Origin of the sequence: Streptomyces humicola, from assembly GCF_024436035.1 — a bacterium.
GTDB classification, from domain to species: domain Bacteria; phylum Actinomycetota; class Actinomycetes; order Streptomycetales; family Streptomycetaceae; genus Streptantibioticus_B; species Streptantibioticus_B humicola.
This window is the reverse complement of sequence record NZ_JANFNG010000002.1, coordinates 342,165-360,458: the sequence shown is the minus strand read 5'-3', so window position 1 is coordinate 360,458 and position 18,294 is coordinate 342,165. Positions and strand designations below refer to the sequence as shown.

Annotated in this window: 16 protein-coding genes; 11 read left to right on the top strand and 5 right to left on the bottom strand. The window is 69.4% G+C overall.

Annotated features, from left to right (window positions below; genetic code table 11):
• Nucleotides 1-89 precede the first annotated feature (89 nt).
• On the bottom strand, nt 90-1,268 hold the full coding sequence (locus NGB36_RS05115) for an MFS transporter (RefSeq protein ID WP_255918840.1): 1,179 nt from the start codon (nt 1,266-1,268) through the stop codon (nt 90-92).
• Nucleotides 1,269-1,364: 96 nt separating this feature from the next.
• Between NGB36_RS05115 and ku the strand changes: the two genes are divergently transcribed.
• Nucleotides 1,365-2,420, top strand: coding sequence for a non-homologous end joining protein Ku (gene ku / locus NGB36_RS05110; protein WP_255918839.1), 1,056 nt, complete (start codon nt 1,365-1,367; stop codon nt 2,418-2,420).
• A gap of 88 nt (nt 2,421-2,508) precedes the next feature.
• On the opposite strand, the gene NGB36_RS05105 is transcribed toward ku, so the two are convergent.
• Nucleotides 2,509-2,724: a hypothetical protein gene (locus tag NGB36_RS05105; RefSeq protein WP_255918838.1), complete on the bottom strand. Its 216-nt coding sequence runs from the start codon at nt 2,722-2,724 to the stop codon at nt 2,509-2,511.
• A gap of 894 nt (nt 2,725-3,618) precedes the next feature.
• On the opposite strand from NGB36_RS05105, the gene NGB36_RS05100 reads away from it, so the two are divergent.
• From NGB36_RS05100 to NGB36_RS05085, 4 genes are all read left to right on the top strand, one after another.
• Nucleotides 3,619-5,001: an MFS transporter gene (locus NGB36_RS05100; RefSeq protein WP_255918837.1), complete on the top strand. Its 1,383-nt coding sequence runs from the start codon at nt 3,619-3,621 to the stop codon at nt 4,999-5,001.
• A 474-nt stretch (nt 5,002-5,475) separates the two neighbouring features.
• Complete coding sequence (locus tag NGB36_RS05095; protein ID WP_255918836.1) at nt 5,476-5,970, top strand: transglycosylase SLT domain-containing protein; 495 nt, start codon at nt 5,476-5,478, stop codon at nt 5,968-5,970.
• Between the two features lie 716 nt (nt 5,971-6,686).
• A complete protein-coding gene (locus NGB36_RS05090) occupies nt 6,687-7,145 on the top strand; it encodes a transglycosylase SLT domain-containing protein (RefSeq protein ID WP_255918835.1) in 459 nt (152 codons plus the stop codon).
• Between the two features lie 116 nt (nt 7,146-7,261).
• On the top strand, nt 7,262-8,044 hold the full coding sequence (locus NGB36_RS05085; protein ID WP_255918834.1) for a GNAT family N-acetyltransferase: 783 nt from the start codon (nt 7,262-7,264) through the stop codon (nt 8,042-8,044).
• A gap of 4 nt (nt 8,045-8,048) precedes the next feature.
• Here the strand turns inward: NGB36_RS05085 and NGB36_RS05080 are convergent, their stop codons facing one another.
• Together NGB36_RS05080 and NGB36_RS05075 are read right to left on the bottom strand one after the other, a co-directional pair.
• Complete coding sequence (locus NGB36_RS05080; protein WP_255918833.1) at nt 8,049-9,098, bottom strand: NAD-dependent epimerase/dehydratase family protein; 1,050 nt, start codon at nt 9,096-9,098, stop codon at nt 8,049-8,051.
• A 52-nt stretch (nt 9,099-9,150) separates the two neighbouring features.
• On the bottom strand, nt 9,151-9,318 hold the full coding sequence (locus tag NGB36_RS05075) for a hypothetical protein (RefSeq protein ID WP_255918832.1): 168 nt from the start codon (nt 9,316-9,318) through the stop codon (nt 9,151-9,153).
• Between the two features lie 234 nt (nt 9,319-9,552).
• Between NGB36_RS05075 and NGB36_RS05070 the strand changes: the two genes are divergently transcribed.
• The 4 genes from NGB36_RS05070 to NGB36_RS05055 all read left to right on the top strand — a co-directional run bounded on the left by NGB36_RS05070 (nt 9,553) and on the right by NGB36_RS05055 (nt 13,274).
• Entirely contained in the window at nt 9,553-10,431 is an 879-nt protein-coding gene (locus NGB36_RS05070; RefSeq protein WP_255918831.1) for a GntR family transcriptional regulator, read from the top strand.
• On the top strand, nt 10,428-11,162 hold the full coding sequence (locus NGB36_RS05065) for an HAD family hydrolase (RefSeq protein ID WP_255918830.1): 735 nt from the start codon (nt 10,428-10,430) through the stop codon (nt 11,160-11,162). Before NGB36_RS05070 ends, NGB36_RS05065 begins: the two co-directional genes overlap by 4 nt.
• A 90-nt stretch (nt 11,163-11,252) precedes the next feature.
• Entirely contained in the window at nt 11,253-12,380 is a 1,128-nt protein-coding gene (locus tag NGB36_RS05060) for a phosphotransferase (protein ID WP_255918829.1), read from the top strand.
• Nucleotides 12,381-12,401: 21 nt separating this feature from the next.
• Nucleotides 12,402-13,274: an alpha/beta fold hydrolase gene (locus NGB36_RS05055; RefSeq protein WP_255918828.1), complete on the top strand. Its 873-nt coding sequence runs from the start codon at nt 12,402-12,404 to the stop codon at nt 13,272-13,274.
• On the opposite strand, the gene NGB36_RS05050 is transcribed toward NGB36_RS05055, so the two are convergent.
• Entirely contained in the window at nt 13,233-15,467 is a 2,235-nt protein-coding gene (locus tag NGB36_RS05050; RefSeq protein ID WP_255918827.1) for an MMPL family transporter, read from the bottom strand. The genes NGB36_RS05055 and NGB36_RS05050 overlap by 42 nt on opposite strands.
• A gap of 117 nt (nt 15,468-15,584) precedes the next feature.
• On the opposite strand from NGB36_RS05050, the gene NGB36_RS05045 reads away from it, so the two are divergent.
• Nucleotides 15,585-16,190, top strand: coding sequence for a TetR family transcriptional regulator (locus NGB36_RS05045; protein WP_255918826.1), 606 nt, complete (start codon nt 15,585-15,587; stop codon nt 16,188-16,190).
• A 73-nt stretch (nt 16,191-16,263) separates the two neighbouring features.
• Complete coding sequence (locus NGB36_RS05040; protein WP_255918825.1) at nt 16,264-18,285, top strand: NADPH-dependent 2,4-dienoyl-CoA reductase; 2,022 nt, start codon at nt 16,264-16,266, stop codon at nt 18,283-18,285.
• Nucleotides 18,286-18,294: the final 9 nt, after the last annotated feature.

The following is an 18,294-nucleotide window of genomic DNA, read 5'->3' as shown; positions in this document are numbered from 1 at the left end:
AATGGGGCACGTCTCTGCAGGTCAGCGACTATTTCACTGTTAGCGGCAGAATCAACAACAGTGATTGGGTCCAAAGAGGTGACGTATCGTCATACATGCTGTGCGCGGCCCGCGATGGCCAGGCCCGCCGCGGCGGCGATCACCAGGACGGGCAGGAGCAGCAGCCCGACGCGCAGGCTGCCGGCCTGCGCCAGCGCCCCGGCCAGCAGCGGGCACAGCAGCTGTCCTGCCGCTGCCGCCCCGAAGACCTCACCCATCGCGGCGTCGGCGGTGCGCCTGCAGACCCCCACGTGCAGCGAGGAGGCGAGCGGGAAGGTGGCGCCGATCCCGGCGCCCGTGACGGTCAGCCCCGCCACCGCCGCCGCGGCACCGGTTGCGCCGAGCAGCAGAGGAAGGCCGACGAGGCACACCGTCAATGCGAGGGCGAGCAGACGGCGCGCGCTCCACCTGCGGGCGAGCCGTCCGGCTGCGAACCGCCCGGCCAGGTTCGCGGCGTACAGCCCGGCAGCCATCGCAACCGCAGTCCCCCGGCCGATGCGCACATCGTCGGCGAGATAGCTCGGCAGCCAGAAGCTCAAGGAGAACTCCAGGCCGACCACGGCGACGACGATCACCAGCGTCGGCGCCCACTGCACACCCCACCTGGCCGCGCCACCCCGCCCCGCGGACGGCACGGGATCCGGCACGGCACGCCGGCCCGCCGGCGGCACCGACACCCCCGCCGAGCAGAGCAGCGCACCGCCGACCAGCACCGCTCCGGCCACGAATGCGAACCGCCAGCTCAGCTCCGTCGCCGCCAGCGCGGAGACGGCCACCGGCACCGCGATCCCGCCGAGACTCACCGCAAACTCGCCCTCCGCCAGAGCGAGCGTCCGCCGTTCGCCGTGCAGCTCCGCGAGCATCGCCCACAGCCGCACCAGCGCCGATGTCCCCAACAGGCTCACCAGGAATGCGGCGCCCACCGTCACCGGAAGCGCGCTGCCGTAGCCGATCGCGATCCCCGCCAGCGCGGCGAGGCCGAGCCCCGCACGGATCACCGTGCCACGAGGCAGGCCTTCGCCCGTCCGGGTGGCGAGAACTCCCGCCAGTCCGCCGCCCACCGCGAACGCGGCCTGATGGAGCACCGCGAGAACGTAGGAGATGTGCTCGCAGGCCCGAAGATACGGAAGCACCGGCCCGAGCACCGCGTTGAGAAACCCGAACGACAGCAGCGCTGCGAACGCCACCCAGGTCAGGCGGCCACGGTGGTATGCATCGGCCCCGTTCATCGACCCCAGCAGCTTAGAGGCAGGGCCGTTCCGGCGTCACCGGGATGCGATCAGCGCGCGGCGGGGGTGCGATGGAGGCGGAGGAGGTGAGGACCCATGGCGCGCGCGATCTGGAGTGGGGTGTTGTCCTTCGGGCTCGTCTCGATGCCCGTCCAGCTGTACACCGCGACGCAGAGTCACGCGTTCCGCTTCCATCAGATCCAGCGCGGGACGTCCGACCGGATCCGGAACAAGCGGGTGAACGAACGCACGGGCAAAGAGGTCCCGCTGGACGAGATCGTCAAGGGCTATGAGGTCGAGGAGGACGAATACCTGGTCCTCGAGCCCAGGGAGCTCGACGAGATCGCCCCGGGCAGGTCGAAGTCGCTCGAGATCACCGGATTCGTCGATCTCGACCAGATCGACCCGATCTTCTTCGACACCACCTACTACATTGCGCCGCGCAGCGAGGAGTACGGAAAGGTCTACTCCCTGCTGTACGAGGCGATGCGGGAGTCGAACAAGGCCGGGATCGCCACCATCGTCATGCGCAACCGCGAATACCTGGTCGCGGTGAAGCCCGAGGGGGAGGTGCTGGCGCTGCACACGCTGCACTGGGCCGACGAGGTGCGCGACCCCCGCCGCGAACTGCCGAACCTCCCGGAGAACGTGCAGCCCGCGGAGCGGGAGCTGAAGACCGCGCAGCAGCTCATCGACGCGCTCAGCATCGACTGGGACCCGCAGGAGTACCGCGACACCTACCAGGAGAAGGTGGCGGAGCTGCTGCAGGCGAAACGCACCGGCGGCGAGGTGGAGAAGGGCGCGCCGCCTCCGAAGTCCACCAACGTCATCGACCTCATGGATGCGCTGCAGGCCTCCATCGAACGGAGCAAGAAGAAGGGCGAGCAGAAGCGGGAGGAGAAAGGCGGCACCGGCGCCAGGGCGGGTGCCAAGGCGGGCGTCAAGAAGACCGCGCGGCAGCCGAAGAAGCCGCAGGGCAAGGCCGCTGCGGGCAAGGCGGCCGAAGCGCAGCTGCGCGACCTGAGCAAGACCGAGCTCTACCAGCGCGCCTCCGACGCCGGCATCCCGGGCAGGTCCCATATGAGCCGCGACGAGCTGATCAAGGCGCTCTCGGGGAAAACGGGCCGTCGGGGCACTGCCAAGGCCTCCTGACGGCTGATGCCTGGCACCCGGCACCTGGCGCCTGACGGCGTCCGGCCCGCTTCGGCCGGTGAGCCCGGAGCGGGCCGGACGGCGACGGTCAGCGGGTCGCGGTCTCCATCGTCTCCCGGAAGGCGGTCATGCACGACGAGCAGTAGCGTTCCGTCGTCGCCTCCTCCCGGGCCGGACCGGGAGGCTGCGCCTGCGGACTGAGCTGGCGCCCGCACAACGTGGTGCGAGCGTCGTCCTTGGCAAGTACGTGCCAAACGAGTCCAGAACTGCCGGTCGTCGCAGGGCCGGCGCGCATCTCATACATCGGCCACTCTCCTGGCTCGCGCCCCGATGGGGGGTGGTGGGTCGCCCGGTCCGAACGAAGCCGCCTGTCACCGCGGGCCGGTGGCCCTGCTTCGTCCGCTCGTCCATGCAAACCTGTTCCACCCGGTCGGACCATCGGGGATAGCCCAGGAGGGTGAATCTGGTGCGGCAAGGTCCGGCGAGGTACGCCGAGGTACGGCGAGGTACGGCCGGGTGCCGTCGAGGGAGCGAGGGCCGTCCACGGTGGGTGGCGGCATCAGCCACCGACGTGGATGCGCTGGGCCCAGAGGCTGGGGAGTCTGTCTCGGCGGCCGTGGCGTACGGGGTGACCGGCAGCCCCCTGGCGCCGGGGTGGACCGCCGTGCTGAGCGTTGCGTCGGGGCTGGCGACGTGGATCGCCGGACTCCTCGTGCTCCGCAGACGTCGGAGGTCGCTGTGAGGCGCAAGCCTCGCAGGACACGGGTCCATGGCGGTTTGGTGAACCTTCTGTAACGACCCCCGAACCGGCCATATTATGACATTTCGAAAATATCCGGCAGGATCCGCGCGTGGGCCGTGCAGGGAATTCGAAGTGGTGACGCGGGTTCGGCGGACATGATTTCGGCTGTGTGAAGTCTGAAACATGGCCGAGCGCACATGTTATAGAATCGTAATGCACGCTCTGCCGGGGTGTGAGGAATGCGGATGCGGCATGCAACTTCTGCTGTATGTTCGATCAATGCGCAGGTCCCGGCCTTGCGGCCGGCGGTCGTGCAACGATGAATAACCAGTCCCCAACCCCCACGGTGACGTTCCCGAGGCGCAGATCCCTGCTTTACGCGCAGGCTTCCCAGGGTTCCCCCGCCGACGCCAGGTGGTCGAACGCAGAAACTGGCACCGTGAGAAAGGCAGATCCATGACGGTGGCATCGAATGCGTTGCCTCAATCGTTCGGGGACATCCCCAAAGCCCGGCGATTCCTGCGCAGACTGACCGCCGCCACCGGTGGTGGCATGTTCATCGACGGGTTCGTCTTCGCGGCGGTCGCCTCCGCGCTCGCGGGCAAGGCGATGACGTCCGACCTCCACATGAGCTCGTTCTGGCAGGAGATGATCTCCTCTTCGACGCTCATCGGCACGTTCTTCGGTGGCCTGCTGCTGGGCTATGTGACCGACAAGATCGGGCGCCGCCCGATGTTCACCATCGACCTGAGCGTCTTCCTCGGCTGCTCGGTCCTCATGTTCTTCGTGACCGCGAGCTGGCAGGTCTTCGTCCTCGGCCTCGTCATGGGCCTTGCCGTCGGCGCCGACTACTCCATCGGCTCCCCGTTGCTCGCCGAGTTCGCACCCAGCTCCAAGCGCGGCAACTACCTCGGCATCCTGGAAATCCTCTGGAACGTCGGATATGTCGTCTCGTTCCTCATCGGCTATGTGATCAACAGCCACTGGCCGTCCGCCTGGCACATCACGCTCGCCTGCAGCCTGGTGCCCGCGCTGATCTGCCTCCTGCTCAGGCACGGCCTGCCCGAGTCCCCGCGCTGGCTGATCTCCAAGGGACGCAGGGACGAGGCCTGCGACGTGATGCGCGAGGCGATGAGCACCGACCTCGCCTCCGAGGACTTCGGCCTGGAGCAGCCGGAGGAGACTCGCTACCGGGTGCTCTTCTCCCAGCAGTACATCCGCCGCACGATCTTCGCCGGCGTCTCCTGGCTGTGCATCGTGCTGCCGTACTTCGCGCTCACCATGTTCCAGGCACGCGTCCTGACCGCCATCGGCCTTGACAACGCACTCGCGGGCGCCCTGCTCGGTACGTGCGTCGCGCTCGCCGGCGCCGCGACCGGCTGGTACCTGGTGGACCGGGTCGGACGGCGCAACCTGATGATCGGCCCGATGTTCGGCTGCTCCGTCGCGCTGTTCCTGGTCAGCCTCGGCCATGCACTCCCCGTGTGGGCGGCGGCCGTCTGCTTCTTCGGCTACCTCTTCTCCTACGGCCTGATGTCGATCCTCACCGGCATCTACCCCGAAGAGGTCTTCCCGACCAGCGTGCGGACATCAGGGGTGGGACTTTCGTCCTCCATCAGCCGGATCGGCGCCGCGGCCGGCACCTTCCTGCTGCCGATCAGCCTGCAGCACCTGGGGCTCGGGTGGTCGATGGCCGCGATGGGCCTCGTCTCCCTCCTCGGCGGTGTCATCTCGATCATGTGGGCGCCTGAGACGAACGGACGGACCCTCTCCGAAACGGGTGGCGCGACCTCGGCGGCGCTGCGCGCAGCGCCGGCGCTGCGCCCCAGCCCGTCCTGACCGCAGCCTTACCCGCCACCCCCTGCGCGGGCACGGGCCGACGCACCTCTCCGAGCGGCGGCCCGTGCCCGTTTTCCATGCCCTGGGCCATTCGACTATGAATCTATATGTCCGATTTGCTCACTTTTATCACTTAATTCAGGGGCCAAGGGGTGCTGTTGTGAAAGGCCGGCGGAACGGGCCTTCAGGGGGGTGTTCCATGTGACCTCAGGCATATGGCCGACGTCACATACGAAGCACCCTAGTGGGGATGAATGGGGCGTTCTGCCTGGCCAAAGGTACCATAAGGGACAGATGAGGACTATTGTGGTCGACCAGCACTAGACCAGGTAGTAAATGGGGTGATTGCGGATCTAATTCCCGGTCCGTTAGACATTTCTCCGTTGCCCGGCGCCGCTGATCGGAAATGCAGCGCCTCGTGCCGTAGGGACCGGCCAGCAACGCCACGAGCTATCCGGGAGAGGTCTGCACCCCATGCCCATTTCTGCCACCAAGCGTCTGTCTGCCTCCGTCCGCAACCGCCTGTTCGCCGCCGGTGGCGTCGCCACCGCCGCCCTCGCGCTGAGCTGCGCGGTCGTGCCGAGCGCACAGGCGGCCACGGCCCCCGCCGCGGTCCACACCAAGGTGGCGTCCAGCACCGCGGGCGCCCCAGGGAACCTGAACAGCTGGATCAGCCAGGCGCTGTCGGTCATGAAGCAGCACGGCATACCCGGCAGCTACAACGGCATCTACCGCAACGTCATGCGTGAGTCGTCCGGCAACCCGGCCGCCGAGAACAACTGGGACTCCAACGCCGCCGCGGGCATTCCCTCCAAGGGCCTGCTGCAGGTGATCCAGCCCACGTTCACCGCCTACCACGTGCCCGGCACCTCGTCGAACATCGAGGACCCGGTCGCGAACATCGCCGCCGCATGCAACTACGCGGCCCATAAGTACGGCTCCATCGACAACGTCGACTCCGCGTACTGATCGCCCCTGGGCAACCGACGCCGGGACCGGCCACGCATAGTGCGGTGGCCGGTCCCGGCGTCTTCTGCTGTCCCGGGACAATCCTCCGCAGGTCCGAGACCATCCCCCCGGGGGCGATGTGGAGCGTGGAGCAGGCCGCCATCGGCTCCGCCGAAGCGGTTGCGCTGCTCCGCGACTACCGCCCGGACGTCAGCGACCGCTACTACCGGCTCCACTACTATCGGCTCCACTTCGGCCGCCCGACCTCGCCCGCCGAGCTCGAACAGGGGCTGGCCGGCTCCCCGAGCGACGACCTCATGCCGCCCACCGGCGTCTTCGCGGATACGACGAGATCCCGGCCTGCAACCACAACCGGTACGCGGAGGTCTGGCACGGAAAGGGCCTCGGGCCCGCGTGATGCTTCAGGCGCCGGACTTTCCTTTTCTCCGTGTCAATGGCTATTTCCCGCTGAATTCGACGTTCGGCGTCCAGGGCGTGTGATCCAGGCAATATGGCGTGGGTCACTTTCTCGGTCCGCGGTGTGACCTCGCCTATATGGCACACGTCACATACGAAGCCGCCTAGGAGGGATCCTCCCCGTGCAGGCAAGGCCAGCGCCTGATCGTCCTGGCCGCACACGAAAGCACCTCGTAGCCCCGTCACGAAATTGCGCCTTGTTTTGCCCTATTTATCCCGATAACACTTATGGGGTCCCCGACGAAAGAGGTAACTCTCGTATGCAGCGCCCCACCACGCCCACGACCCGCCGTATGGCCAAGGCCCGCAAGTTCGCCCTGAGCGGTATCGCCGCCGCCGGCCTGACCGTTCTGGCCGCCACCGTTGCCGCGCCGAGCGCATCCGCCGCTCCCCGCGCCCACGGGAATGTGGACGCCTGGATCAAGCAGTCGCTCGCAATCATGCATAAGAAGGGCATCCCGGGCAGCTACGACGGCATCAAGCGCAACCTGATGCGTGAGTCGAATGGCAACCCGCAGGCGATCAACAACTGGGACTCCAACGCGAAGAAGGGCATCCCCTCCAAGGGGCTGCTGCAGGTGATCGACCCGACGTTCAAGAGCTTCCACGTCGCCGGCACCTCCAACAACATCTACGACCCGGTCGCCAACATCACGGCTGCTGCCAACTACGCGGCCCACAAGTACGGCTCGATCGACAAGGTGAACTCCGCCTACTGACGCATCCGCCATGCGCCGGCAAGGGCGGCGGCACCCCGCACCGGGGCGCCGCCGCCCTTTGGCGTGCCCGGGAAAACCGGTTGCCGTGCGCATCCGCGCACAGCTTGAGTGAGCGGATGGATCGCGATGCTGTGCTGGCGGCCTACGACCAGCAGATGCGGCACAACGCACGGCCGGACGGGCCCGGAGCCAGGATCGAGCGGTCTGCTGGCGTCGTACGGCAGGTCGGCGCGGCCGGCGGCTGGAACGGCGTCGTCTGGTCGGACCTCGACCGGGACGGCGTGGACGCGGCCATCGCCGCACAGGTGAGCTACTTCACCTCGCTCGGCCGTGACTTCGAGTGGAAGCTCTACGCGCACGACCGCCCCCGTGACCTCGCCGCACGGCTGCGGGCGGCCGGTTTCACCCCCGAGCCCGAGGAGACGCTGATGGCCGCCCGGATCGAGGACGTGCCCACCGCCGTCGTCCTGCCCGAAGGCGTCCGCCTGCGACCGGTGACCGATGCGGTCGGCGCCGAGCTCGTGGCCGAGGTCCACGAGCAGGCGTTCGGCGCGGGGCGCTCACGCATCGGGCACCGGCTGCGCGCCCAGCTGGCCGAGCGGCCTGATGCGGTCGTCGCCGTCGTGGCCATGGCCGGGGAGGTACCGGTGAGCGCGGCACGCATGGAGCTGTACCAGGGCACCGGCTTCGCCGGCCTGTGGGGCGGGGGCACAGTCACCGGCTGGCGCGGACGCGGCATCTACCGCGCTCTCGTGGCCCACCGCGCCCGTATCGCGGCCGACTGCGGATACCGCTACCTGCAGGTCGACGCGTCCGACCAGAGCCGCCCGATCCTCCAGCGGCTCGGCTTCAGGCCGCTGACCACCACCACTGCGTACATCCACCGGGCCGGGCGGTGACCGGTCACGAACGCTTCTCCTCCTCCGCGAGGTAGCGGTCCTCGGCCTCGTAGTCGAAAAGCGGGGCGAAGTATGCGTCGCGGACAAGACCGTCGACGAACTCGGCGCCTTCACTGCCGCGGGCCCCGGAGACGAGCCATTCCACCTCGTCCGCGACGGTGGCCGCGTAATCGCCTGCCGGGGTGTATCCGAGTGCTTCGGCCGCGCAGGTGTCGAGGACGAACGGGTGCGGCGCGTCCCAGGGGTGGTGGCCCACCGTCTCCTCGGGATCGCGGTCGAGCAGCACCTCGTCCCAGACATGGCCGAGCCGCCCGGCGATCGTGCGCGAGATCTGCAGAGCGCTCGGCGCGTCGGGATCGGCGCTGTTCAGGATCCGCCGGCCGGGGCGTGCCGCGGCGAGTTCGATGAGTGCCGCGATGTTGGCGGCCGCTGTCGTGTGGACCACACCGGCGCCCCGGTGCGCCAGCAGGACGGCCGGACGCCGGTCGAGCACCCGCTTGACGAAGAACCACTCGCGCGGCCGCGCGGCACCCGCCCCGTGAATGCGCGAGGGCCGCAGCACCGTCACCGGGCTGCCGCTGTCGAGCAGCACATGCTCGGCGGCGACCTTGTTGGCGCCGTACCCCTCGCGCGTGCGGTAATCCCCGTCACCGGGGGCCACCGTCGGCTGGTCCTCGCGGACCGGGCCGTCGAAGACCGGAGCGACCGGGGAGTTGGAGTGGTTGCCGGCCGCGTCGGCATAGACCGCCTTGCTCGAAATCATCACCGTCGACGCCGCGGCGCGCGTCAGGGGCAGCAGCAGCCGTGCGTCGGCGGCCGTGTAGCAGATGCAGTCGACGAGCAGGTCGGTACCCTCGCCGAGGGCGGCGAGCAGCTGAGCGGGGTCATGGCGGTCCGCGGCGATGAACGTTCCTCCGGCGGCCGCGATGTCGTGCGGGAGACGGTCCGGGTTGCGCCCGGTGAGATCGACGTGCCAGCCGGCGGCGAGGAGGCGACGGGCAGTGGCGCGGCCGATCAGCCCGGTGCCACCGATGATGAGAGCGCGAGGAGGCATCGTTCGAGGCTACCTGTCTGCCTCCCTGCTTGTTCGCCCGAGCGGGCGGCGGCTACTGGGCCAGCAGCAGCGCGATCGCCACGAGGCCGACGCAGGTGAACGTCGTGTTGCCGGCCTTGCGGCCCACGGTGAACAGCCCGAAGGCGACCGCGCCCGCGGCGCCGTACCTCCACTCGACAAGCTGCTCGACGACGAAGGCCCACAAGCTGAGAACCGTCATGGTGGATCCCTCCTTCGGTGCACGATTCCTGGCTGAAGGCGGGTGGCGGCGATTCGTCCGTACGTCATTGGGCGGGCGTGACGCGGAACCCCCGTTGAGTCAAATCCGTCAACTCTCAGTTGTATTAGGTGAGTTGATTGACTAGTCTCATTCATGTGGTTCCCTGGCGCTGCAGATCCGCAAACAGGTGTCGGTCAACTTCCCTAGTTGAGCGGGCAGTTGTACTGTTTGCTTGTGAGCCCGCATGACTCGGCCGTCCACGATGCGCCGGTGCCGCCCTACCGCCGCATCGCCGAGGAGCTGCGTGCCGCGATCGACACCGGGCAGTACGCCGTCGGAGACCAGCTCCCGACGCAGTCGTCACTGAGCAGGCATTTCGACGTGGCCAGGACGACCGTTCAGCGGGCGCTGAAAGAGCTGTGGGAGGGCGGTTACATCGACTCCCAGCGGGGTCGCGGCGCGTATGTGCTCGACCGGTCCGGCCGGTCGGGTCGGTCTCGCCCCAAGGTGGCGCGCTCGGAGCTCGCCGACCGCCTCGACGCGGCGTTCGAAGCGGAGCACGTGGCCCTGGACGCCTTCTGCATCACCAGTGAGACGCTCAACACGGCGGTGCAGAAGCCGCTCTCGCGCATCTGGAGCCGTGAGATCGGGCCGGCGTCGATCGCTGTACGGCTGTTGCTGCCCAGTCCCACGGCCCGCATCGCACTACCGCAGCTGGTCGGCGACCCGGCGGACGCAAGGCCGCTGCAGCGGTTGCGGCAGCTGGTGCACAGCCACGCGCTCACCTTTCAGAACAAGCTCGCCGAGCTCGCGGACCTCGACCTCGTCCCCGACGTGTCGGTGGAGATCAGATCGGTCCCGATCACCCCCGTGCAGAAGCTCTATGTGCTCAACGGCAAGGAAGCGCTCTCCGGTTACTACAACGTCATCAAGCGTGCGGTGACCTACGGGGACGAGACGATGGAGATCTTCGACGTCCTCGGGCTGCAGGCCACGCTCTTCCACTACTCCGACACCGACGGCCAGTACGGTGCGGACTATGTGAAGCAGTCCTTGGAGTGGTTCGACTCCTACTGGTCAACCCTTGCCCAACCACTGACACTCTTCGAGTGACCTTGCCGCCGCCCGTTCCCAGCGACATACGCGTTCTCCGCGATCTGATCCGCTCCGCCAAGTGCATCCTGTTCGACTTCGACGGTCCGCTGGCCAGGCTCTTCGCCGGTCTGCCGGCGCCCAGAGCCGCACAAATGCTCAAGGAGCGACTCGACCGGTGGCGGCTCCTTCCTGTTCTCCCCGACGCGGTGACGGAGTGTGACGATCCGATTCAGGTGCTCCGTGACACCGCGGCGGCGTTACGGGGGTCCGTCAACCACGACCGCATCGCCGCGCTGGAGGAGCTGCTCACCGGACAGGAGCTGCTCGCCGTCCGCTCCGCCGTCCCGACACCGTACGCCGACCCCCTCGTCGGCCTGCTTGCTGCACGCAGCCGCGTAGTCGCCGTCACCACCAACAACTCCCCGCTCGCCGCGTCCAGTTATCTGCGGGCCCGGGGCCTCGACGGGTACTTCGGCCGGCACATCCACGGCCGCACCTCCGATCCGGCGCAGATGAAGCCCGATCCCTTCTGTCTGGAACAGGCGCTGGAGACGACGGGGGCCGGGGCAGCCGACTGCCTGATGATCGGCGACTCACCTGACGACTACACGGCTGCACTCCGCGCCGGCGTCACCTTCCTGGGGTATGCGCGCAACGACACGGACCGGGCCGCGCAGCTGCATGCCGCGGGTGCCCGCCATGTCGTCCTCGACCTGGAGACGCTCCACCAAGCGGCCCTGACTGCATAACTATTCGGTGTTGCACACCCCTGTACCGCGTGTCGGAGGGGGGCCAGGGCACTACGCTCGTCGCAACACGAACCACGGTCGAGGAATCCGGTGACCACGACGACTGCGGCAGTCGCCTGCCGACTGGGAGCGGACCGAGTGGAGGGCCCCTTGAAGGGCCACCACCACGAGGCCTACGCAGTGCGGCTCGACCCCGGCTCCGAGCTCGGGCGGCGCTTCTCCTGGCTGAAGCTGCGCGAGCCGAGGCCCGGGATCTTCTGGTATGACCTGCGGTGCTTCTCCTCCGACGAAGAACTCCTCGCCGACCTGCAGGGCAAAGTGCCGCGCATCCCCGAAGTGGTGCCGGTGGACGGACGGATGTCCGTGCACAGCTTCATCGAGGGAGAAACTCTCGGCACGCTCACCGGACCGGACCGGCCGATCGCGGAGCACCACCTCAGCCAGTTGGCGGAGCTGTTCGGGAGCCTCGCCCGCATCGATGTCAGCGGACTGCGGCAGGAGCGGGCTCCGGGCCACGAAGAACACATGAGCCTGGTGCACAGTGACGACTCCAGCGGGTTCCTCGCCCGTCTCGTCGACCACACGGCGGGAGAGGTCTACGAACCGCATCGCACCGAGTTCGAGGCGTTGTTCAAAGCCGTCGGAGTACCCGACGAGGCGCTGCGCGTCGTCGCCAAGGAGCTGCCGGAACTGACGCCGCGTCCCTACCGTCTCCTCCACGGCGATCTGCACCGCGAGAACCTCATCGTCGATCGCGCGGGCGACCTGTGGACCATCGACTGGGAGCTGGCCCGGATCGGTGACCCGGTCTACGACCTGGCGACCCATCTGCATCTGATGCGGTATCCGCCCGATCAGGAGGAGCGGATGACCGAGCTGTGGCGCGAGGCGGTCGCGGCGGCGCTGCCGCCCGCCGTCGCCGGGGCGGCGGAGGACCTCCCGTACTACCTGGCCTACAAGCGCGTCCAGTCCGTTTACACCGACATCATGCGGGGTGCCGTCGGCCTCGCCGAAACGGGCGGCCCGGACGGTTCGGGCGGCTCGGACCGTACGGACGATGCGCGCACGTGGCGTGTGGCGAACGGCATCCACGACGCGCTGATCCGGGCCCGGGAGCCGCTGCGTCTCCCTGGCGTGGCGCCCGCCGACCAGATCGCGCAGGCTCTGACCAGCTGGCTGCACGACCGCAAGGGGCCCTCGCGGGCGCGGGTCAGCTGACGCCGGGGGAGTGGAGGGAACATGCCGGGGATCGAGCTGACCGCAGGGCCCGTCGACTACGAGGACACGGGAGGGGACGGGCCGGTCGTGGTGTTCCTGCACGGACTCACCATCGACAGCACGGTGTGGCGCAAGGTCGTGCCTGGTCTGCGCGCGGACTACCGCTGTGTGCTCCCCACGCTTCCGCTCGGCGCCCACCGCCGGCCCATGCGCCCCGACGCCGATCTGAGCCTGCGCGGACTCGCCCTGCTGGTCGCCGAGTTCCTCGACCGGCTCGACCTGCGCGAGGTGACCTTGGTGCTCAACGACTGGGGCGGAGCGCAACTGCTGATCCCGGAGGGCAGGGCGGACCGGATCGCCCGGCTCGTGCTCACCTCATGCGAAGCCTTCGACAACTACCCGCCCGGGCTGCCGGGCCGCATGGTGGCGCTTGCCGCCCGGACGCCCGGCGGGCTGAGCGCCACCATGAAGCTGCTGCGGTTCAAGGCCTTCCGCCGGGCACCGGGCGGCTGGGGGTGGATGAGCAAGCGCCCGGTGCCCAAGGAGGTGATGGACGGGTGGTTCCGTCCGGCGACAACCTCGCCCCTGGTGCGCCGCGACCTGGCCAGGTACGTACGGTCCGTGCCGCCCCGGCAGACGCTGCTGGACTGGTCCGACCGGCTGTGCACGTTCGAACGGCCGGTCCTGGTCGTCTGGGCGAAGCAGGACAAGCTGATGCCACGTCACCACGGCCGCCGACTGGCGCAGTTGTTCGACGACGTCCGTCTGGTCGAGGTCGACGACAGCTACACCCTGATCCCGGAGGACCGGCCGGAGCTGCTGACGCGGCTGCTGCGGGAGTTCGTCCCCACCTCAGCGCGTGGCGGTGACAGGGGAAGCGCTGGAGGCCCGTGACTCCTCGGGGGCGGGACCTGCAGGGTGGAGGCGCTCGCCTTCGATGTCGAGCTGCGGCAGCAGGCGGGCCAGCCACCGCGGCAGCCACCAGGCCCCGCGCCCGGCCAGGGCGAGGACGGCGGGGACGAAGGTCATGCGGATCACGAAGGCGTCGATGAGGATGCCGAGGGCGAGCGAGAACGCGATCTGCTTGAGGATCATGCTGTCGCTGCTGACGAAGGCGGCGAAGACGGAGAACATGATCACTGCGGCGGCGGTGACCACGCGGGCGGCGTGGCGCGCCCCCGTGCGCACGGCGTCGAGCGGGCGGCCGGTGCGGACGTAGGACTCGCGCATACGGGAGACGAGGAAGACCTCGTAGTCCATGGCGAGACCGAACAGTACGGCCATCACGATGATCGGCAGGAAGCTGGCGGCCGGGCCGGTGCGGTCCACGCCGATGAGCCCGCCGAGGTGGCCCCATTGGAAGACCCCGACGACGGCGCCGAACGTCGCGGCGACCGAGAGCAGAAAACCGGCCGCGGCCTTGAACGGCACCACCAGTGAGCGGAAGACCAGGAGCAGCAGCACGAGGGAGAGGCCGACCACGACGGCGGCGAACGGGAGCATCGCCGCGCTGAGCTTGGCGGAGACGTCGATGCCCACTGCGGTGTTGCCGGTGACGGCGATGGTGGCGCCAGTGCCCTGCTGGAGGGGAGCCGCCTGGTCGCGGATGTGGGTGACGAGGTCCTTGGTCGCCTGGTCGCTCGGGGCGCTGGCCGGGATCACCTGGATCAGTGCGGTGTGCGTCGCCGGGTTGGCCGCGGCCGGGGCCACGGCGGCCACACCGGGCATGGTGCGGATGGCGGAGGCGATCTTCGCCGTGGCGGCGGCCGGGTCGGGGCTGTGGCCGGTGTCGGCGAGGACGAGCAGCGGTCCGTTGAAGCCCGGGCCGAACGCCTTGGTGATCTCGTCGTAGGCAACGCGCTGCGAACTGCCCGCGGGCGCCGTGGAGTTGTCGGGCAGGGCGAGCTGGAGGCTGCGGGCGGGCCAGGCGAGCGCGCCGAGCGCGGCGACGACCACGAGGAGGGTCAGCAGCGGGCGCCGGGTGGCGGTGCGTATCCACCGTTCGCCCATGTTCGCCGGCCGGTCGTCGCCGGCCTCGGCGATGGCGCGCTCGCGGCGCGCGGTACGGGACCCGGTCCTGGGCGTCAGCCGGTGGCCGGCGAAGCCCAGGACCGCGGGCAGCAGCGTGACGGCGACCGCGACGGCGGCGAGCACCGCTGCTGCGGCGCACAGCCCCATGACGGTCAGGAACGGAATGCCGACCACTGAGAGCCCGGCCATGGCGATCACCACGGTGAGGCCGGCGAAGGCCACCGCGCTGCCCGCGGTGCCGACCGCGCGGGCGGCCGACTCCAACGGGTCCATGCCCTGGGCGAGTTGGGAGCGGTGCCGGGTGACGATGAACAGCGCGTAGTCGATGCCGACAGCGAGCGCGATCATCAGCGCCAGTGTGAGCGCCGTGGAGGAGATGGTCGCCGCCCCCGTCAGGGCGAGGATGCCGCCGAGCCCGACGGCGACCCCGAAGGCGGCGCTGAGCAGGGGCATGCCGGCGGTCAGCAGCGAGCCGAAGGTGAGGGCGAGGACCACCACGGCCACGGCGACGCCGATCGCGTCCTCGCCGCCCGGCTTGGCACCGGTGGTGCCGTATGCGGCGCCGCCGACCTTGACGTCGAGGCCGGCCCGCTCGGCGCCGTCGGCGGCCGAGGTGAGCTTGTCGAGGGCGTCGGAGGCCAGTTGGTTGTTCTTGACCTGGTACTGGACCTGGGCGACGGCGGTGGTGCGGTCGGGGGAGACGGTGCCGGCGGTGAAGGGGTCGATGACCTTGGCAACCTGCGGGGCGTGTGCGGCCTCGGCGAGCGCGGAGCGGATGGCTGCCTGCCCCACCGGGTCGGTCACCTTGTGCCCGGCCGGAGCGGTGAAGACGATCTGCGCGCTGGTGCCGGCGGCGGCCGGGAAGTCGTGCTGCATCCGGTCCAGCGCCTGCTGCGACTGGGAGCCGGGGATGGTGAAGGCGTCGTCGAGCTTGTCGGCGCCTCCGAAGGCGAACACGCAGCTGACAACGGCGGCAATGGCCGCCAGCCAGGCTGCGAGGACGAGTCGCCGGCGCCGGAAGGCGAGGCGTCCGAGGCGGTACAAGGCGGTGGCCATGGCTGTTCCCGTGGTCGATGACGGCTTCAAAATGGCAGTACTGTCACAATAGCAGGAAGTGGCATTACTGCCATGTTTTGCCGTAGTCGAAGCTGCGATGATCCAAGTGTGGAGACCATGGGGCGACGCGAACAGAACAAACAGCGGACCCGCCGTGCACTGGAGCAGGCCGCCGCATGCCTGTTCGAGGAGCGTGGCTTCGAGGCCACCACCGTGCGGGACATCGCCGCGGAGGCGGGCGTGGGAGAGCGGACCTTCTTCCGCTACTTCCCGTCCAAGGAGAGCCTGATCCTGCAGCAGATCCGCGACGTCATCCCGGTGCTGCAGCAGGCGGTGCGCGAACGGCCGGCGGAGGAACCGCCCGTCACCGCCCTGTGCAACGCCGTCATCGAGCTGCTCGACGAGTACGGCTCCACCCCGGCCATGCTCGTCACCGGAGTGCCCGTGCGGCTCGGGCCGACCGTCCGCGGTGACCGGTTCATCCTGTTCGATCTCGAAGAGGCCGTCACGGAGGCGGTCCTCGACCGGCTCGCCGCCGCGGGCGCCGACCCTGCGGCGCGCGCCACCCGGCTGCGTGCAGCCGTTCAGGCCCGCGCCGGGGTCTCGGCGCTGCGCGCCCTGCGGGTGGTTCAGGCCCGTGACGCCGCGAGCGCCGCCGCAGACGCCGCCTCGGCCGATGTGGTGGCACTGGTCCGTGAGGCCTTCGCGGCGCTCGACGAGTGAGCCAAGCCCCCTGGGCGCGATTGTGCAACTTGTTGCATAATCGCTGCGACGACCCCTCGGGAGGAGAGCCGCGATGAGCGCGTACCCGCACCTGCTGAGCCCGCTGGACCTGGGCTTCACGACGTTGCCCAACCGGGTGCTGATGGGATCCATGCATGTCGGGCTCGAAGAGGCCGAGCGCGGATTCGAACGCATGGCAGCGTTCTACGCGGCCCGTGCCAGGGGAGGCGTCGGCCTCATCGTCACCGGCGGCATCGCCCCCAACGACCGCGGGCGCCCCTACCCCGGCGGTGCCAAGCTCACCACCGAGGCCGAAGCCGAGCAGCACGCCCAGGTCACCACCGCCGTCCACCGCGAAGGCGGCCGCATCGCGCTGCAGATCCTGCACTTCGGGCGGTACGCCTACCACGAGGACCTGGTCGCCCCAAGCGCCCTGCAGGCACCGATCAGCCCGTACGTCCCCCACGCCCTCACCGACGACGAAGTCGAGCAGACCATCGAGGACTTCGTCCGCACCGCGTGCCTCGCCCGGCAGGCCGGATACGACGGTGTCGAGATCATGGGCTCCGAGGGCTACCTCATCAACGAGTTCATCGCCTCGGCCACCAACCACCGTACCGACCGCTGGGGCGGCTCCTACGAGAACCGCACCCGCTTCCCCCGCGAGGTCGTCCGCCGCGTCCGCGAACGCGTCGGCCCCGACTTCATCCTCATATACCGCCTGTCCATGCTCGACCTGGTGCCCGGCGGCTCCAGCCTCGACGAGGTCGTCACCCTGGCCAAGGAGATCGAGACGGCCGGCGCGACCCTCATCAACACCGGCATCGGCTGGCACGAGGCACGTATCCCCACCATCGCCACCTCGGTGCCACGCGGTGCGTACGCCTGGGTCACCAGGAAGCTGATGGGAGCCGTCTCCGTCCCCCTGGTCACCACCAACCGGATCAACACCCCGGAGAAGGCGGAGCAGTTGCTCGCCGAGGGCTACGCCGACATGGTGTCGATGGCCCGCCCCATGCTCGCCGACCCCGAGTTCGTCGCCAAGGCCCGTGACGGCCGGCCGGAGGCCATCAACACCTGCATCGGCTGCAACCAGGCATGCCTGGACCACACCTTCAGCGGCCGGATCACCTCGTGCCTGGTCAATCCGCGGGCCTGCCACGAGACCGAACTCGTCCTCGCCCCCACCCGGCGCGCCAAGCGCATCGCCGTCGTCGGCGCCGGTCCCGCCGGGCTGGCCTTCGCCGTCTCCGCGGCCGAGCGCGGACACCGCGTCACCCTCTTCGAGGCCGCCCCCGAGACCGGCGGCCAGCTGAACATCGCGGCACGCATCCCCGGCAAGGAGGAGTTCGGCGAGACGCTGCGCTACTTCCGCCACCAGCTGGAGCTGCGCGGAGTCGACGTCCGCCTGGGCACCCCCGTGACGGCCGGTACCTTCGCCGCCGGTGACCACGACGAGATCGTCGTCGCCACCGGCGTCACCCCGCGCATCCCGCAGATCCCCGGCGTCGATCACCCCAGCGTCGTCAGCTATCTCGACCTGCTCACCGGCCGTGCGCAAGCCGGTGAACGCGTCGCCGTCATCGGTGCCGGAGGCATCGGCTTCGACGTGGCCGAATACCTCACCGACGCAGGCGACTCGGCGAGCCTCGACCCCGAGACGTACTTCCGTCACTGGGGTGTGGACACCGAGTACCGGGCACCGGGCGGCCTGCGCAGTCCCGAGCGGCCCGGCGCGCCGCGCACCGTCCACCTCCTGCAGCGCAAGTCCGGCAAGGTCGGCGCGGGCCTCGGCAGGACCACCGGCTGGATCCACCGCACCGAACTCAGGCACCGCGGCGTCACCATGGTCGCGGGCGTCGCCTACGACCGCATCGACGACGAGGGCCTGCACATCACCGTCGACGACGAGGCGCGCACCCTCGCAGTGGACACCGTCGTGCTGTGCGCCGGCCAGGAGCCGCGCCGCGATCTGTACGACGAGCTGCGCGCCGCCGGACACACCGTGCACCTGATCGGCGGCGCCGACGTCGCCGCCGAACTCGACGCCAAGCGCGCCATCGACCAGGGCACCCGGCTCGCCGCGGCGGTGTGAGCGGGCCGC

Excerpts from the sequence above, each read along its gene's own strand:
- NGB36_RS05055 (WP_255918828.1), top strand. The coding sequence starts at position 12,402 with ATGCCGGGGATCGAGCTGACCGCAGGGCCCGTCGACTACGAGGACACG.
- NGB36_RS05075 (WP_255918832.1), bottom strand. The coding sequence starts at position 9,318 with ATGACGGTTCTCAGCTTGTGGGCCTTCGTCGTCGAGCAGCTTGTCGAG.
- NGB36_RS05080 (WP_255918833.1), bottom strand. The coding sequence starts at position 9,098 with ATGCCTCCTCGCGCTCTCATCATCGGTGGCACCGGGCTGATCGGCCGC.
- NGB36_RS05100 (WP_255918837.1), top strand. The coding sequence starts at position 3,619 with ATGACGGTGGCATCGAATGCGTTGCCTCAATCGTTCGGGGACATCCCC.
- NGB36_RS05085 (WP_255918834.1), top strand. The coding sequence starts at position 7,262 with ATGGATCGCGATGCTGTGCTGGCGGCCTACGACCAGCAGATGCGGCAC.
- NGB36_RS05040 (WP_255918825.1), top strand. The coding sequence starts at position 16,264 with ATGAGCGCGTACCCGCACCTGCTGAGCCCGCTGGACCTGGGCTTCACG.
- NGB36_RS05105 (WP_255918838.1), bottom strand. The coding sequence starts at position 2,724 with ATGTATGAGATGCGCGCCGGCCCTGCGACGACCGGCAGTTCTGGACTC.
- NGB36_RS05045 (WP_255918826.1), top strand. The coding sequence starts at position 15,585 with ATGGGGCGACGCGAACAGAACAAACAGCGGACCCGCCGTGCACTGGAG.
- NGB36_RS05050 (WP_255918827.1), bottom strand. The coding sequence starts at position 15,467 with ATGGCCACCGCCTTGTACCGCCTCGGACGCCTCGCCTTCCGGCGCCGG.
- NGB36_RS05115 (WP_255918840.1), bottom strand. The coding sequence starts at position 1,268 with ATGAACGGGGCCGATGCATACCACCGTGGCCGCCTGACCTGGGTGGCG.
- ku (WP_255918839.1), top strand. The coding sequence starts at position 1,365 with ATGGCGCGCGCGATCTGGAGTGGGGTGTTGTCCTTCGGGCTCGTCTCG.
- NGB36_RS05095 (WP_255918836.1), top strand. The coding sequence starts at position 5,476 with ATGCCCATTTCTGCCACCAAGCGTCTGTCTGCCTCCGTCCGCAACCGC.
- NGB36_RS05090 (WP_255918835.1), top strand. The coding sequence starts at position 6,687 with ATGCAGCGCCCCACCACGCCCACGACCCGCCGTATGGCCAAGGCCCGC.